The sequence below is a fragment of the Candidatus Methanoperedens nitratireducens genome (genome assembly GCF_000685155.1).
GTDB classification, from domain to species: domain Archaea; phylum Halobacteriota; class Methanosarcinia; order Methanosarcinales; family Methanoperedenaceae; genus Methanoperedens; species Methanoperedens nitratireducens.
This window is the reverse complement of record NZ_JMIY01000007.1, coordinates 694,103-709,192: the sequence shown is the minus strand read 5'-3', so window position 1 is coordinate 709,192 and position 15,090 is coordinate 694,103. Positions and strand designations below refer to the sequence as shown.

The 15,090-nt window shown below is 43.5% G+C and carries 14 protein-coding genes; 3 read left to right on the top strand and 11 right to left on the bottom strand.

Translation table 11 applies throughout. From position 1 onward, the window contains the following. Nucleotides 1-390: 390 nt before the first annotated feature. The 4 genes from ANME2D_RS17170 to ANME2D_RS15565 all read right to left on the bottom strand — a co-directional run bounded on the left by ANME2D_RS17170 (nt 391) and on the right by ANME2D_RS15565 (nt 6,397). Nucleotides 391-2,760, bottom strand: coding sequence for a NosD domain-containing protein (locus tag ANME2D_RS17170; RefSeq protein ID WP_052368986.1), 2,370 nt, complete (start codon nt 2,758-2,760; stop codon nt 391-393). Nucleotides 2,761-3,028: 268 nt separating this feature from the next. Next, on the bottom strand, nt 3,029-3,604 hold the full coding sequence (locus ANME2D_RS15575; RefSeq protein ID WP_048093529.1) for an acylphosphatase: 576 nt from the start codon (nt 3,602-3,604) through the stop codon (nt 3,029-3,031). Nucleotides 3,605-3,687: 83 nt separating this feature from the next. Further along, entirely contained in the window at nt 3,688-5,964 is a 2,277-nt protein-coding gene (ppsA, locus tag ANME2D_RS15570; RefSeq protein WP_048093527.1) for a phosphoenolpyruvate synthase, read from the bottom strand. Then, a complete protein-coding gene (locus tag ANME2D_RS15565) occupies nt 5,954-6,397 on the bottom strand; it encodes a helix-turn-helix domain-containing protein (RefSeq protein ID WP_048093525.1) in 444 nt (147 codons plus the stop codon). Before ANME2D_RS15565 ends, ppsA begins: the two co-directional genes overlap by 11 nt. A gap of 200 nt (nt 6,398-6,597) precedes the next feature. On the opposite strand from ANME2D_RS15565, the gene ANME2D_RS15560 reads away from it, so the two are divergent. Both ANME2D_RS15560 and ANME2D_RS15555 read left to right on the top strand, forming a co-directional pair. Beyond that, nucleotides 6,598-7,155 carry an HVO_0476 family zinc finger protein gene (locus ANME2D_RS15560; RefSeq protein WP_048093521.1) on the top strand — a complete coding sequence of 186 codons (558 nt, stop codon included), beginning with the start codon at nt 6,598-6,600 and terminating at the stop codon, nt 7,153-7,155. Further along, nucleotides 7,125-7,757: a protein-L-isoaspartate O-methyltransferase gene (locus tag ANME2D_RS15555; RefSeq protein ID WP_048093519.1), complete on the top strand. Its 633-nt coding sequence runs from the start codon at nt 7,125-7,127 to the stop codon at nt 7,755-7,757. Before ANME2D_RS15560 ends, ANME2D_RS15555 begins: the two co-directional genes overlap by 31 nt. On the opposite strand, the gene ANME2D_RS18285 is transcribed toward ANME2D_RS15555, so the two are convergent. Together ANME2D_RS18285 and ANME2D_RS15550 are read right to left on the bottom strand one after the other, a co-directional pair. Beyond that, entirely contained in the window at nt 7,754-7,912 is a 159-nt protein-coding gene (locus ANME2D_RS18285) for a hypothetical protein (RefSeq protein WP_157834173.1), read from the bottom strand. The two genes, ANME2D_RS15555 and ANME2D_RS18285, sit on opposite strands and share 4 nt — an antisense overlap. A gap of 51 nt (nt 7,913-7,963) precedes the next feature. Continuing rightward, nucleotides 7,964-8,152: a hypothetical protein gene (locus tag ANME2D_RS15550; RefSeq protein WP_048093517.1), complete on the bottom strand. Its 189-nt coding sequence runs from the start codon at nt 8,150-8,152 to the stop codon at nt 7,964-7,966. Nucleotides 8,153-8,405: 253 nt separating this feature from the next. Between ANME2D_RS15550 and ANME2D_RS15545 the strand changes: the two genes are divergently transcribed. Then, a complete protein-coding gene (locus ANME2D_RS15545; protein ID WP_048093514.1) occupies nt 8,406-8,897 on the top strand; it encodes a hypothetical protein in 492 nt (163 codons plus the stop codon). Here ANME2D_RS15545 and ANME2D_RS15540 read toward each other — a convergent pair. From ANME2D_RS15540 to ANME2D_RS15520, 5 genes are all read right to left on the bottom strand, one after another. Further along, complete coding sequence (locus ANME2D_RS15540) at nt 8,894-9,628, bottom strand: 7-carboxy-7-deazaguanine synthase QueE (RefSeq protein WP_048093512.1); 735 nt, start codon at nt 9,626-9,628, stop codon at nt 8,894-8,896. The two genes, ANME2D_RS15545 and ANME2D_RS15540, sit on opposite strands and share 4 nt — an antisense overlap. Nucleotides 9,629-9,644: 16 nt before the next feature. Further along, entirely contained in the window at nt 9,645-10,736 is a 1,092-nt protein-coding gene (gene ftsZ, locus ANME2D_RS15535) for a cell division protein FtsZ (RefSeq protein ID WP_048093510.1), read from the bottom strand. Between the two features lie 3 nt (nt 10,737-10,739). Beyond that, nucleotides 10,740-12,137 carry a D-aminoacyl-tRNA deacylase gene (locus ANME2D_RS17580; RefSeq protein WP_241763382.1) on the bottom strand — a complete coding sequence of 466 codons (1,398 nt, stop codon included), beginning with the start codon at nt 12,135-12,137 and terminating at the stop codon, nt 10,740-10,742. 30 nt (nt 12,138-12,167) lie between these two features. Continuing rightward, a complete protein-coding gene (locus ANME2D_RS15525) occupies nt 12,168-12,431 on the bottom strand; it encodes a PRC-barrel domain-containing protein (RefSeq protein WP_048093508.1) in 264 nt (87 codons plus the stop codon). 63 nt (nt 12,432-12,494) lie between these two features. Beyond that, nucleotides 12,495-15,011 (bottom strand): CDC48 family AAA ATPase, encoded by a 2,517-nt coding sequence (locus ANME2D_RS15520; RefSeq protein WP_048093506.1) that lies wholly within the window; start codon nt 15,009-15,011, stop codon nt 12,495-12,497. Between the last annotated feature and the right edge of the window lie 79 nt (nt 15,012-15,090).

Sequence of the window (15,090 nt, the reverse complement as noted above, 5' to 3'; positions counted from 1 at the left end):
TACGTCATAAATAACAAACATGCTGAGGACAATACTATTATTTAACTGTCAAAGTCAGGATATAATATGCGCTAAGAGAATGCAAGGTTATACATACAACGGAATTCTATGAGACTGGACGATAAATAAAATCATAAAATAGCATGCTGCAAAGTGGAAAAGTGCGGAAAATAGGATCGAGTCTAAGATGCGAAATATAGTCTTACGCCAAACATATGAGAATTCGAACCGCAGATAAACGCAAATGAACGCAGATTTGCTGCATCGTATCTGCGTTTATCCGCGTTCATCTGCGGTTTATAGCTTGCTGGCATGAGAGGAATACTGACTTAGGGGTAGATTGGACATGGGCACAGAAAATTTTTCAATTTTATAAATTGGAAGTGCCATTTACTTTATCTTCCGAATAAGGATTGATAATAACATTCCTGCAATCAAAAAGCTCATTGCAGTAAATCCGGGAGTTGCAGGGACTTTACTTTCCTGGTGTTTTTCTTCGGTTTTGTTTATTTCTTTAACTTCGACTGAGATTGTTGTTTGAGTGGTTGCTGGTTTATTGGCAGGAATGGAATCTGGAGCCACAATTATTTTTCCATGTAACATATATGGATGGCTTAAACAACTATATTCGTATGTTCCAGTTTCATAAAAAGTATAGTCCCAAGTATCTCTTTTATTAAGTGGAGGTGACCTGAAATTATCTCCATTTATTGTGTGCAAACTGCTGTCCTTGTTAGTCCATCGCACAGTTGTACCTTTTAGTATTCTCATTTCGATAGGATTGAACTTTGAACCGAATATCTCTATTGTAACTTGATATGAAATTGCAGTAGGTGTTGAAGTAGGGACGATTGTAGGAATTGGTGTAGAAGCAACAGATAGATTATATGCAAGCGGCAGATAATCAATATTGTTTGCATCAAGAACATAAGTTGAGTCACATATCCCATCGTTATCTGCATCTGTGCAGGTCTGGCTGAAACCTTTACCGCTTGGGTTTGCCCAGACATTCCCGCCGAGGTAGGAGCCGCCGATAATATTTAATCCTGAAGTTCTCATGGTATTCCAAGTATTGTTATTATCACCAGAAAAATCAAAGTTGACGTAATGATTGAAAATATTGTTATAAATTGTGTTGTTGCTTGATGACCACAAAAGGATGCCAGCATAGTAATTCGAATTGGCAGTGTTTCCACTCAGTTTGTTGTTGCTGGAAAAGGTCAGACGAATCCCATATTTGGCGTTTGAGTTGGCAGTGTTTCCACTCAGCGTGTTGTAGTTGCTGGAAGAGTCCAGAACGATGCCGTGCTGGTGGTTCAAGCTTGCATTATTGCTGCTCAACGTGTTGCTACTGGAAGAGCCTAGATTGATGCCGTCCATGTTCGAATTGGCAGTGTTCCCACTCAGTTTGTTGTTGCTGGAAAAGGCCATGATGATGCCTAAATCGTTGTTCGAGTTAGCAGTGTTTCCGCTCAGTTCGTTGTTGCTGGAAGACCGCAGATTGATGCCAGCGTTGTTCGAGTTGGCATTGTTGTTGACTATAATACTCTTCTGGACGTTCTTATAATAGATTCCATAATCCCAATCCGTTACCTTCAAATTTTTAACAGTAACATTTGTAAGAACTGTTGTTGAGTTATAAACTACCACACCAAAAGTCTCTCTTTTATCTATGCCGTCAATCGTGTACCCGGCGCCATCAATAACAACATTGCTTGAGGTAATGTTAATGCAATTAATCTCAGAGCTGTCTAATATATTTCTGTTGAGCACATACTCACCAGGTGATGAAATCTTAGTACAGGAATTTATTAATGTTGGCGTAGAAGTTGGTGGCATTGTTGTTGGAGTTGGAGAGGGTGAGGATGTTGGTACAGGTGTAACTGTAGGTGTTGGGGTGGGTGTGGAAAGCTGACCTCCAAGTGCTATGGTATGAGCTTCTCCATCTGCAATGGCAGTAACGCCTGAAAGCTCGCTCACCTGAACAGGGGTAAGTCTAGTAGTTGTTGTTCCGTCTCCAAGCTGATTATTATTATTACCCCCCCATGTCCAGACCGTCCCGTCTGATTTGAGGGCTATGGTATGCCATGATCCACCTGCAATAGCGGTAACGCCCGAAAGCCCAATCACCTGAACAGGGGTAAGTCTAGTAGTTTTTGTTCCGTCTCCCAACCGACCATCAGAATTATACCCCCATGTCCAAACCGTCCCATCTGATTTGAGGGCTATTGTATGATAGAATGCACCATCAATAGCAGTAACACCCGAAAGGCCAACTACTTGAACAGGAGTTAATCTATCAGTTTGTGTTCCGTCTCCCAACCGACCATTATAATTAGCTCCCCATGTCCAGACCGTCCCATCTGATTTGAGGGCTATTGTATGTTGTTGTGCACCTGCAATAGCGATAACGCCTGAAAGCCCGCTCACCTGAACAGGGGTTATTCTTAATGTATTTGTTCCGTCTCCAAGCTGACCATAATAATTATCTCCCCATGTCCAGACCGTTCTATCTGATTTTAGGGCTATGGTGTGAGGGCCTCCACCTGCAATAGCAGTAACGCCCGAAAGCCCAATCACCTGAACAGGAGTTGATCTTTGAGTTTGTGTCCCGTCCCCCAGCTGACCAGCATTATTCATTCCCCATGTCCAGACTTCTCCTGATGCGCCTGCCTCGCCTACCAGCAGTAATAGTACAAATATTGTTATTCCAGCCCCTATTCCATGAGTACGTCCTCCGCAGATGTTATTTGATATCATTTTTACCACCTCTACATAGATGTGTAATCCCTCATGATTGCATTTTTGAGCAAGATCACCAATCCAGAATCCATATTCTTTACATTTGATATATATGTTACTATAATTTTTAAAGCGCTAACTCTGCTGGAGGGTAAGCCAGTCAAGGAATGAGTTCATGCTCTAAGAGCCTGTCTGAAAATTAGATATTTCTTGATGAACAGATTGTTCGTTGATGTCAGAACAAAATAAACGAATATCTTATCAGACTGACCTGTCTGATATACTCTTAGGCTTTTTCTGCAAGTTTCTCAAGGATTTTCTCAAGATGCTTGTTATGCTCCCTTTGTTCCATATTATGCTCCCGTATCTCTTTATTGAAATCTCGCTGTTCCATAACAAAAGACTCAAATACGGATTTGATTTCTGGAAGTGCTGAAGTATTCTTTAATACATCTGAGGTACTTCTTGTTAGCTCTGAAGTATTTTTTGCTATTTCTCCAAGAAAATCGTTTCCTTTATCCAGCTTCCTTCCGATATCAGCAAGCTCATCTGTATATAACCTTAAAAATCTCTGCGGTAGAAAGATTCTTTGGGTTATTTCCTCTTTCTCAATGTCATCAATTATTGCCCCTTTCTGAACTCCCCTAAATCTCAATTCATCCAAAAATTCATCGATAACGCTAACCTCACCACAGCAGACCATTTTTACGCTGCCGTCGATATCATTGAAAGCATAGCCTTTGAGATCGTGCAGCCTTGCAATGTCCTCTATGAGCATTCTAAAGCCGGTATCCTGAACTTTTCCAGTGACCATTATGTTATAGCATTTCTGGATATCTCCAGAGGTTTTAGTTTTGGGCATGTTCTACCTTTTCAAGCATTAGAACCTGGTAGTATATAGTTGTTTAGTTCTGGATAAGAGATAGTTGTATCTATTAGTTCCCCTTACTTCATCTCCCTCGTCGCCTTCAGAATCAACTGCATCTCTGTCCTTGCCACCATCTCGCGCACAGTCTCGACTGCGTCTATGTTAGCAGAGATGCTTGTTATTCCAAGCTCGACCAGCCGCTTTGCCACTTTCGGGTTGCTACCCGCCTGTCCGCATATACTGGTCTTAACGCCCACCTTATTGCATTCAGTGATAACATGCTCGATTAGCTTCATCACACCCGGGTGCATCTCATTATAAAGATGCGCCACATGCTCATTATTCCTGTCCACCGCAAGCGTGTACTGGGTAAGATCGTTGGTTCCGAAGCTCACAAAATCAAGCCCCTCTGAAATGAACTGGTCGATTATGAGCGCAGCAGCCGGTATCTCTACCATTATCCCTATATCGATCTTATCAATATCAAGCCCTTTTGAGCGCATGAACTCCTTTGCCCTACGAAGCTCTGAGGGATGCTGAACCAGCGGGATCATGATGCCTATATTATTGTATCCGCGTTTTATTAACTCCCTGAATGCTCTTACCTCAAGCTCGAAATGCTCTGTATCGATCAAATCCCTTCGTATGCCCCGATACCCCAGCATTGGGTTTGGTTCTATAGGTTCTCCTTCTCCACCTTCCATCGCCCTGAATTCATCGGTTGGTGCATCAAGCGTCCTCACCCAGACAGGCTTTGGATAAAATGCATCAACCACTGTCTGGATGCGCAAAACCAGCTCATTGACATATTCATCTGCCTTCCCTTCCTTTATATACTGTTTTGGGTGCTTGGGAAGACCCAGGATCATGTGCTCGATTCGCAGAAGCCCGACACCATCAGCCTGTGTCTCAACCGCCCGTGCAGTTGCTTCAGGGATCGACACATTTACCTTTATCTCGGTAGCAGTAATCGGCTTTGATCTGGCAAATGATACAGTCTTCTCCGGGTCAAGTGCTCTGGCCATCTCGCTCTCCTTTTTTCCATTGAATACAAGCCCTTTCTCACCATCTACTGTTATCAATATACCATCGGTCAATAGCGAGGTTGCCTTTCGGGTTCCCACTACAGCAGGGCATCCCAGTTCCCGTGATACTATGGCTGCATGGCATGTCAGTCCGCCCTCATCTGTTACGATTGCTGAGGCGCGCTTCATGGCAGGGACCATATCCGGAGTGGTCATGACTGCCACTAGTATATCGCCATCTTTGACCTTCCCGAGCTCACTGGCATCAGAGATGAGCTTTGCCTCACCGTATGCAATCCCGGGCGATGCTCCCAGACCTTCAAGCAATGCTGATACTGCTTCTTTTTCCTTTGTCTCTTTTTTCTTCTTTATAGTTGTTATAGGCCTTGATTGGAGCATGAAGATCTCCTTATCCTTGATGGCCCACTCCACATCCTGGGGGATGCCATAAAGCTCTTCTACGATATCTCCAAGCTCAACCAGCTTCAGAATCTCATCGTCATCCAGAACCCTGTCATCTCTTTTATCCTCAGGTACAGGAAGCTCTACGGTTTTGCCGGTCTGTGGGTCTTTAATGTGCATGATGTTTTTAATTGCAATCCTTCGTTCTGTTATCTTCCGGTTTCTCTTATCCACAGCATAATAATCCGGAGAGACAGAACCTGAGACCACGCTCTCACCGAGTCCCCATGCACCTTCGATAATTGTGACCGGCTCTCCTGTGGAGGGATGGGATGAGAACATGACTCCCGCTTTTTCAGCATCAACCATTAACTGCACTACTGCGCACAGGTTTACCTTACGATGGTCAAATCCCTGCTTCACACGATAATAAATGGCACGTGCACCGTACAGCGATGCCCAGCATTTCTTGACCGCTTCAAGTACATCCTCCTCTCCTCTTATATTAAGGAAAGTATCCTGCTGTCCTGCAAAACTGGCATCAGGCAGATCCTCGGCCGTTGCACTTGATCTGATGGCCACAAAGGCATCGTCTTCCTCGCTTTTGCACAGTTCTCTGTATTTTGATATGATGCTTTTTTCAATATCATGAGATATTCCTGCATCCAGGATTAATTTTTTTGCTCTTTTTTCAGCTTCTCTCAGGATATCAGCATCATCGACATCCACTTCAAGGGCACTGAAAAGCTCATCACTAATTCCATTCTCATCTATGAACCTGCGAAAAGCCTGAGCTGTTACTGCAAACCCTCTGGGGACTGGCAGCTCTGCCCTGATCATCTCGCCCAGACTTGCGCCCTTGCCACCAACTATAGCTATGTCTTCTTTACCAACCTCTTCAAGCCAGACAACTGAATCATTTACCATATCTTTTCTCCTTTAACGATTTTTTGATTTTAATGAGTTTTTTATCATAACTTTCTACTGCTACTGCCAGTATAAATGGAAACTTTTCAAGATCAAAACCAGATTCTCTTGCGATATTCTCAAGAAAATAGACATTGATCTTCTTATGCTGTGCCCTCTCAACCCGGATTGCCTCAATCAAAGCCATGGTTTTAATAAATGTCTTCACAAAATCGAAAGTAGGTGTTACACTACCGTTTTCGATACGTGAGACGGATTCCCTGCGCATGCCCATTAATTCACCAAGTTCTTCCTGTGACATGCCATATCTCTTTCTGTATTCCCTTATCACTTCTCCTGGATCATGATGAAGGATTATCTCTCCGGCTATATCCTTCTCAAAAGAGATCAGCCAATCAGGTGTATATAATAAGGGCTTTGATGTTAACTTCAAGAGATCCTCCAAATAAATGTTACATTCCATAGCTCATTTATTTGTATGCAGTATAAGAGTGATCTCTTATTTAAGCATTTCTTAAACATAGATTAAATAACATGATTTATCATGTCACTTTTTCCTTTAACTCTCACTATCCATCCGTATCCAGAGTTACTGAAGTATATTTATATGTCCTCTGCCTCTAATGTTAAAGTATGGAAAATGTAGAGCCCCGCACAGTACAGGTAAGAATCATAGTCAGTAAAGGAGAGGAATCTGTGCGTAGAAGAGCCCTTCTCTCAGGCATAATAAAGACAGATGATGAGCTCATTGTTGATGATGAGGTAACAGGCGAAGTGAACCTTGTGCGGGTGACCTCCATCGAAGTCAGAGATAAAAGGATGGACAGTGCGGCAGCAGAGGACATTAAAACAATATGGGCACGCGCTATTGATGAGGTCATTGTGAAGATAGCTGTGAGCCACAGGGAATTAACCGAATCCATAGAGATGCGGGTAGCAGGGGACAGGGAATTTGTCATCGGGGAAAAAATCCAGGTGAATAACCGCGAATTGAGGATTAAGCGGATAAAGATACGGGATGGTGGCTTTAAGAGTCGAAAGGGTATTGCAGTTAAGGCAAAGGATATAAAGCGTATATATGCTGACCCAGGGATTAGAGAACCCAGGCGGATCTCAAAGTCAAGAGGAGAGCGAGTTGTGATTAAGAAGAGGGAGTCTGTATGGAGTTTGAAGCACAAAGGGACAGGCTGATAAGGGAATTAAGACAGAGGGGGATAAGTGAACGCGTGCTCAATGCCATTAGACGTGTACCAAGGCACCTTTTTATCCCTGAGAACGAACAACAATATGCTTATACGGATTATCCTTTACCGATAGGGTGGGGACAGACTATCTCGGCTCCTCATATGGTTGCAATAATGTGCGATCTGCTTGATATTCGGGACGGCATGAAGGTGCTTGAAATAGGGGCAGGCTCAGGTTACCATGCTGCTGTAATGGGGATACTTGCAGGCAGCGGCCATGTATATGCTGTTGAAGTAATAGAAGACCTTGCCTCATTTGCCCGTGAGAACATTAAAAAAGCAGGAATCACCAATGTGACTGTAATTGTAAGCGATGGCTCTCTTGGTCTTCCCGATTTTGCACCTTATGACCGTATCAGTGTGGCATGTGCAGCACCTGAGATCCTGGAATCCTTAACAGATCAGCTCAGGATCGGGGGTAAGCTCGTTATCCCTGTAGGCCAATATTATCAGATACTCTATCTTGTGATAAAAACCAATGGATTTAAAAAGGAGGAGAAAGGGGAAGTTGTATTTGTACCCCTTATCGGTAAAAAAGGTTTTCTCTAAATCGGATTGAGTTCTCCAGATCGTATCTTCTCGACCAGCATATTCCATTCATTCTTTTTTAATCTTACCGTATTTGCGCCCTCACCGATCAAAACATCGTCTCCTGCAGTCTCGACTGCCGGGCAGCAACCTTTATTACAAATATATACTTTCATAAGATCACCACCTCCATTTAAGGCGATAATTGACTTAAAGTTTTTTGTATATCAGAATTTAACAATCCCTGCATTCCCGCTGCGCTTTATGATGTCAACATATTCATCATAGAGAAAGTCACGCATATTCTCAAGCATAAACATGTTCCTGACACATAACATGACGGTATTTGGCGTGAGTCGCTCAGGCGCACAATCCTCCATCCATAGAATAACCTCATGTACTGTTTCCATCTGCATAATTCCCTACCCCCGTCTAAATTATAATTCTATATCTGCATATTGCGAATGTATATGTTACCCCACTTAAATTACAGATCTGCCTACAGGCATATACCACCAATTTAAATTATAGGTTTATCAATCATGTATATATATACATTATGGGTAAAAATCGTTTGTATTTAATAAATATTGATTAATGTCTGTTATGGATGCCCGACCGTTACATTTTTTAAGTCCACAGCGTATTAAAGAGTACAGGAGATAAAAAATGTCCAAAAAAATTATATTACTACTTGCATTATTTCTAACAGCAGTTTTTGTTTCAGGATGTATATCTGGCAGGGATGATAACCCGACCTCCGCATCAGATTATATACCTCAGACCGATCTACCCGCTGGTTTTACCTACATGGGTACCCATGAGACAGAAGTAGATATCGGTGGCTCTTTAATGAATGCTACTGAGGGTGTTTACAGGTATGATAGTGATGATATTTATATTCAGGTAATTGAAGATGATAATCCCGAGGCTCTGATCTCCAAGTACAAGTTAAGGTACAAAGATGCCAATTACGACCCTTTCCAGGAGATATCCTTTAACGGACACAGGGCAACACAGGTTACAGATTACCCGACAATCGGTGGGAGCCAGAAAGCGCATTATACCATCATATGGTCAGCAAAGGAATCCATGGTAATAGTCGGTTCATCCCCTAATGCCCAGACCGTAATTGCACTGGCAACTGCAACAGGTTATTAGAGTAAATTCATCATCCTGTGCGTTTGCGGTATAGCACGCACATCCTTTAATTTTTCTCCTGCAAAATCCATCAGTTCAAACAGCAGTCCTGCTGATGGTACCCTATCTGATGTTACGGGCTGGAGAATGAGAGGGATGTTTTTATCTATTGATGCAATTCCATCAACAGCTAAGGATATCGAATGTTTTGTGGTTTCAGGAAGTACTACTACCTTCACAAAGGTATGTGATGTCTGGTTTAATATGGAGATCGTTTCAAGCTCATTCTTCAATAGTTCACTATAATTATCCGTAGAGTTGTGTTCAGGCAGTTTAATATCGCATGAGGCTATAGCTATTATATCTTTTAATTTGCGGGCCTGCTGCGGGAGTCCTGCGTTTGTCTCAAGGTATAGCGGATATCCAGGATCAAGTGTCTTAATAAAATCAGCATGTATCAGGGGTTCTCCGCCTGTAAGGGATACATGTCTGGTTGAAGGCGACCATAAATCCCTTATTATTCCCGCAAGCCCATCCCTGCCAGGCGGGTTGTTGATATAGTAGAAATCACCTCTTCCCGGGGTTCTCTCAATCCTGCACCCTGTATACTCAGCAGTATCACGGGTCTGCGGGGTATCGCAGTATTCACAGTGAAGCTGGCATCCTGCAAACCGTACAAACACCTGGCGCACACCTGCATAAGGTCCCTCACCCTGAATTGAATTAAAGATCTCGCTAATATATATATTCATTAAAAATTAAATAAACCTATTTAACAATATCAATTCCATATCTTGCTGTAGATATATTTCCTAATGTGTTTTTTCCAAGTATCTGTGGCGACTTTACACCTGTGATAACTATCATCGTCCGTATGATATGCTCAAGCTCTGGATCTACCATAGCACCCCAGATCAACCTTGCGCTTGGATCTATACGGGTGTAAAGTTCATTCACAACACTCTCTGCTTCTGATATAGTCATATCAGGCCCGCCTATGACGTTAACAAGAGCCGCGGTTGCACCTGTAACATCAACATCCAGCAGTGGGCTCCGCAGTGCCTTCTGCACAGATTCTATTGCTTTATTCTCACCTTCGGCTTCGCCCAGACCGATCATGGCTACACCGCTTTTCTGAAGTATAACCCTCACATCAGCAAAATCAAGATTTACAAGACCTGGCCTTGTGATAAGTTCGGTTATTCCTTTGACAGCCCTCATCAGGATCTCATCACATACCTTAAATGCTGCCTGGAGCGGCAGATGTGGAACAACTTCAAGCAATTTATCATTTGGAACCACGATCACAGTATCTGCAACATCACGGAGCCTCTCAAGACCTGCTTCCGCGTTCTCCATACGTACCGCGCCTTCAACCGTGAAGGGTACAGTGACTACTGCTATTGTCAGAGCACCGGAATCCCGCGCGACCTCAGCCACAACCGGAGCAGCACCTGTACCTGTTCCTCCTCCAAGGCCGCAGGTCACAAAAACCATATCTGCATTCCCGATTGCCTTCTCTATCTGTGCTTTTGATTCCTGGGCAGCATCCTGTCCTATCTGGGGTATGCTTCCTGCGCCAAGTCCCCTGGTCCTGCTCCGCCCGATCAGGATCTTCTTCCTGACTTTAATGTTAAGGAGATGTTGAGCATCAGTATTGAGCGCATACAGATCTGCCCCGATTATCCCCTCCTCTGATATCCTCTGGATCGTATTTGAGCCTGAGCCACCGCATCCTATTACCGTAATATTCGTTTTTAATTCCTGCAGAATTGCCAGAAGTTCCTCATCCGTTTCCCCGGCAAAGGAATTTCTAGCATCTCCTGCTCTTGAAACAGCCTCTGTTATTATTGACTCCATATCTTACTCCTCAGTAATTCCATCATAATTCAATCTAATGGCTCTTTTGCCTATTGCATATACCATATCTGGATTTATAGTTTTCCCATCTATAATTACAGATTCACCTCTGGCCAGTTTGCCATACAGGGGGCCTTCAGTTATTCCCAGGGATCTCGCAAGTTCAGGGTTGAATCTTCTCTCTATTATTTGCAATATCCCCTTATTTATGCTAACGTCATAATTCTTTTTAAGAATATCAACACATTCTTTTGTCAGCTCTTCTGCGGCTAACCTGGCGCAGTTGCTATCCAGCCCGATTATCACATGAGCGAACCTGCCGTCCTCATACTCTATGTATGCGATATTGTTATCAGTAAGGAATTTCTTGAGTCTTTTTTTATCAAGTTTTTCTGCCTCAGATAAAAGAGCAGGGTTAATACGCGCGATCTTTACCTTCGGGCATATGCAGTCCTGACAGGATAGGATCTCACATCTTATCCCATCCGTGATCCTGGGGCGGCCCCTGGGGCATATCTCTTTTATTTTCTGCCGTAACTGCATGCAAAATTCCCAGGGAATACCATCCATATCCCTTATGTCACTCTCTTTTAACACCTCAAACCCCATACCTTCTATCATCGTGCCCAGTTTTTCACGCTGCTCTGCCCTCATTGACTTCCTATCAAAGTAAGCAAAATCAGCTTTTGATTTCATAAATGCCTGGCGTATCATAGATTCATCCAGTTCATCAAGAACATGGCCAGGGAATATATGCCCGAAAGTAATACCTGTCTCAAGAAGGAGGGCGGTCTGCCTGGGAGCATAGTGTGTGCCCCCAAAGCCAACAGCAACCGGCGAGTCATTATCCTTTAGCATCAATATGGCATTTGCAACTATCTTCCCTGCCACTTCATCCACCCATTGTTGCTCATTACTTCCGATCTCGATAAAAACAGAAGGTACTTCAAGATCGCTTGGTCCGTGATGTGTGCACTCAAGAGTGACCTCATATTCTTCGTTCTCACCCAGTACTTTAAGTGAACGAAATAATGAACGAACCGCCTGAGGTGCTGCGACTGCAAGCTGCCTGCGCATTCCACCGAACTTTGCATCATTCAGGTTCCCTGTAGAATGAACAGTAAGAATAGCCCTCCCATCCTTGCTCCTGTGCTTGGATGCAAAGATCATAAGATGAGCAGGAAAACCGCACCTGATCAATTTCCTATCAAGCCCGTCCTGATATATAAGAGGCTCTTTTATCTCTACAATCCTGAAATTTTTAAATTCAAAAACCGAATGATCCGAGTTGATGGATTCCCATTTTCTGAGAGCTAAAAGGCTGTTCTTGATATTCTGGCTTGCTCTGTCCTGGGTTGAGCAAATTATTGTGGTCTTCGTTTCACCTATCTCATCTATCAAGATACTGCCTTCTTACTTTACAAAATAAAACTAATTAATACCGTTACCCTGTACAATCTTTTTATCAACTATGGCATAGTCCTTTGCAGCCCTGACAGCCTCGAACGGTATTAATATATAATTATCCTGTGTCTTATATTTTGAAGTATCAACCATAATGGCAGGTTTCACCAGTAGATACAATAGACTCCCGCTGTGAATATCCATCACTACATTACTGGCAAATCCCAGTTCAGATCCGTCTGTAAGCATTACCCTCTTATTTGTTAAATTTTTTGCAAGTATTTTAGCCATAGTAATCCCTCTAATGAACCGCCTGTACCTATTTTAAATATAGGTTAACCAAACATGCTATTTTTATCTATAACCTATATAAGACTTCTGTTCCTGTTTTGTCCCGCCCTTGAACTGCTCCTGCAGTCTCTCATAGTATTCTATCATACCTTCTACAAGGGCAGGTCTGACCTTCTTCAACGATACACGGAAGTGTCTCATATCAACTCTCTCTGTATCGAAATTCTCCCTCAGCGCCAGCATAACCGCCTCTTTACACAGTGCCTCAATATCTGCCCCTACATAATTATCAGTAAGATCAGCTAACTCCTCTATATTCACACCATCACATAGAGGGATATTCTGCAGATGTATCCTGAATATCTCGATCCTGCCTGCCCTGCCAGGGGGTCCTACAAAAACAAGCCTGTCAAAACGGCCTGAACGAATGAGCGCTGGATCTACTATCTCCGGCCTGTTTGTTGCAGCAATCACCACAACGTTCTTCAGGGTCTCAATCCCATCAAGCTCTGTGAGTAACTGGTTAACTACACGCTCAGATGCCTTTGAACCTGAATCCATACCCCTGACAGGAGCGATTGCATCAAGTTCGTCAAGGAATAGTACGCATGGTGCTACCTGGCGTGCCTTCTTGAACACCTCCCGGACTGATCTCTCTGATTCCCCTACCCATTTGGATATGAGCTGAGGTCCTCTTATGCTTATAAAATTAGCAGAACTTTCATTTGCGACTGCTTTTGCAAGCAATGTCTTTCCTGTGCCTGGAGGGCCGTACAGGAGGATCCCTTTTGGAGGGCGGATACCCATTTTTACAAATTTCTGAGGACTTTTAAGAGGCCATTCAACAGCTTCTATTATCTCCTGCTTTGCTTCATCCAGTCCACCTACATCACCCCATGAAACCTCAGGGAGTTCGACCAGTACCTCCCTCATAGCAGAAGGCTCAACATCCTTTAGCGCTACGTCGAAATCATTACCTGTAATATACATGCTATCGAGTAACTCGCGCGGGACAGCTTCATCAAGTTTAATCCGGGGGAGATATCTCCTGAGCGCTTTCATGGCAGCTTCTCTTGCAAGAGCAGATATATCAGCCCCTACAAACCCGTGTGTTGTAGACGCGAGGTGATTTAGCAGATAAGGGGCTGAATCTTCAATAACCTTCTTAATATAATCCTCAGAGATCACACCCGCATCTAAAATCGTTCTCTCAATTTCTCTTATTTCTTTATCATTTTGTTTTAGTATTCTGTCCGAGAATGTATTCTTAATATCCTCAAATTCTCTGATGTTTTTAACGTGTTTAATTTCGTTTATGTCTGCCACTATAGATTCGAGTACACTTCTTTTTTCCTTTATTGTTTCATTAATTTTACTCATTGTGGGATTTTTCTCAAAAGAGGATATCTTCTCTAAAAGTACTTTTGCTGCAACATCATTTTCCCAGTGATAAATGGGCATCCCCCGTGTGTGTATCTGAAAAATCTCAAGCCTATCTATGTGGTCAGGCACTCCGATCTCTATCTCACGATCAAACCTTCCCGGGCGGCGGAGCGCGGGATCAATGGCATCGATGCGGTTTGTTGCACCTATTACAACAACCTGGCCCCTCTCCTCCATACCATCCATCATGGTAAGGAGCTGGGCTACCACTCTCCGCTCAACCTCACCTGTAACCTCTTCCCTTCTTGGAGCGATTGAATCCAGCTCATCTATGAATATAATCGAAGGAGCTTCCCTGTTTGCCTGCTCGAATAACTCGCGCAGCCTCTGCTCACTCTCACCGTAGTACTTGCTCATTATCTCAGGGCCGGCTATAGAGAAGAAATTTGCCCCGGATTCATTTGCAACTGCCCTGGCTATGAGGGTTTTCCCGGTTCCTGGAGGGCCGTACATCAGAACACCTTTTGGAGATTCGATACCAAGTCTCTCGAAGATCTCTGGATGCTTCATGGGCAGTTCGATCATCTCTCGCAGGCGCTGGATCTCATCACTTAAACCACCTATATCCTCATAGGTTATCCCGGTTCCTGTTACCTCCAGTACTACAGGTTTCTCCCTGAGTTTGATCTCTGTCCCATCGGTGATTAAAAGAATACCCTCAGGCTCAGCCTCGATTGCAACCAGTGGGATTGTCTGGCCTGTTACAACGCGCCCGAGGAAAGGATGTGCCATAGTACTCATCACAGGGATTATGTCCCCTCTGGTGACTGAACGTTTCATGATCTGGCGCTTTACCATCTCCTCGGCCTCTCCCCCGAACTGGATTGATGTGCCCTCTGGCGGAGCCAGAACGACCTTCTTTGCGGCTTTAACATCTATTTTTTTTATCTTTATATTATCTCCTATACCTGCACCTGCATTCTGTCTGATAAAACCATCAATACGTATTATACTCTGGTCCCAGTCTATACGATCGGCACGCCAGACTTTTGCAGATGTGCGTCTTTTCCCTTCAAGTTCTATAATATCTCCAGGTGTAAGCTGCAGAATCATCAATGTGTGCGGGTCAAGACGCGCTATCCCTCTTCCAGAATCGTTCGGGTATGCCTTTGCAACCGTGAGCTGTATCTCGTCCATTATATCCCCTCAGGTATATTCAATAGTTTGTTCAAGATATGCATTTAGATATATTCTACTTACTTAATTGTTTCGCAAC

Coding starts and splice junctions, on each gene's coding strand:
- ppsA (WP_048093527.1), bottom strand. CDS start 5,964: ATGGTAAATGATTCAGTTGTCTGGCTTGAAGAGGTTGGTAAAGAAGAC.
- ANME2D_RS15525 (WP_048093508.1), bottom strand. CDS start 12,431: ATGGCTAAAATACTTGCAAAAAATTTAACAAATAAGAGGGTAATGCTT.
- ANME2D_RS15560 (WP_048093521.1), top strand. CDS start 6,598: ATGGAAAATGTAGAGCCCCGCACAGTACAGGTAAGAATCATAGTCAGT.
- ANME2D_RS15540 (WP_048093512.1), bottom strand. CDS start 9,628: ATGAATATATATATTAGCGAGATCTTTAATTCAATTCAGGGTGAGGGA.
- ANME2D_RS15555 (WP_048093519.1), top strand. CDS start 7,125: ATGGAGTTTGAAGCACAAAGGGACAGGCTGATAAGGGAATTAAGACAG.
- ANME2D_RS17170 (WP_052368986.1), bottom strand. CDS start 2,760: ATGATATCAAATAACATCTGCGGAGGACGTACTCATGGAATAGGGGCT.
- ftsZ (WP_048093510.1), bottom strand. CDS start 10,736: ATGGAGTCAATAATAACAGAGGCTGTTTCAAGAGCAGGAGATGCTAGA.
- ANME2D_RS15545 (WP_048093514.1), top strand. CDS start 8,406: ATGTCCAAAAAAATTATATTACTACTTGCATTATTTCTAACAGCAGTT.
- ANME2D_RS18285 (WP_157834173.1), bottom strand. CDS start 7,912: ATGAAAGTATATATTTGTAATAAAGGTTGCTGCCCGGCAGTCGAGACT.
- ANME2D_RS15575 (WP_048093529.1), bottom strand. CDS start 3,604: ATGCCCAAAACTAAAACCTCTGGAGATATCCAGAAATGCTATAACATA.
- ANME2D_RS15520 (WP_048093506.1), bottom strand. CDS start 15,011: ATGGACGAGATACAGCTCACGGTTGCAAAGGCATACCCGAACGATTCT.
- ANME2D_RS15550 (WP_048093517.1), bottom strand. CDS start 8,152: ATGCAGATGGAAACAGTACATGAGGTTATTCTATGGATGGAGGATTGT.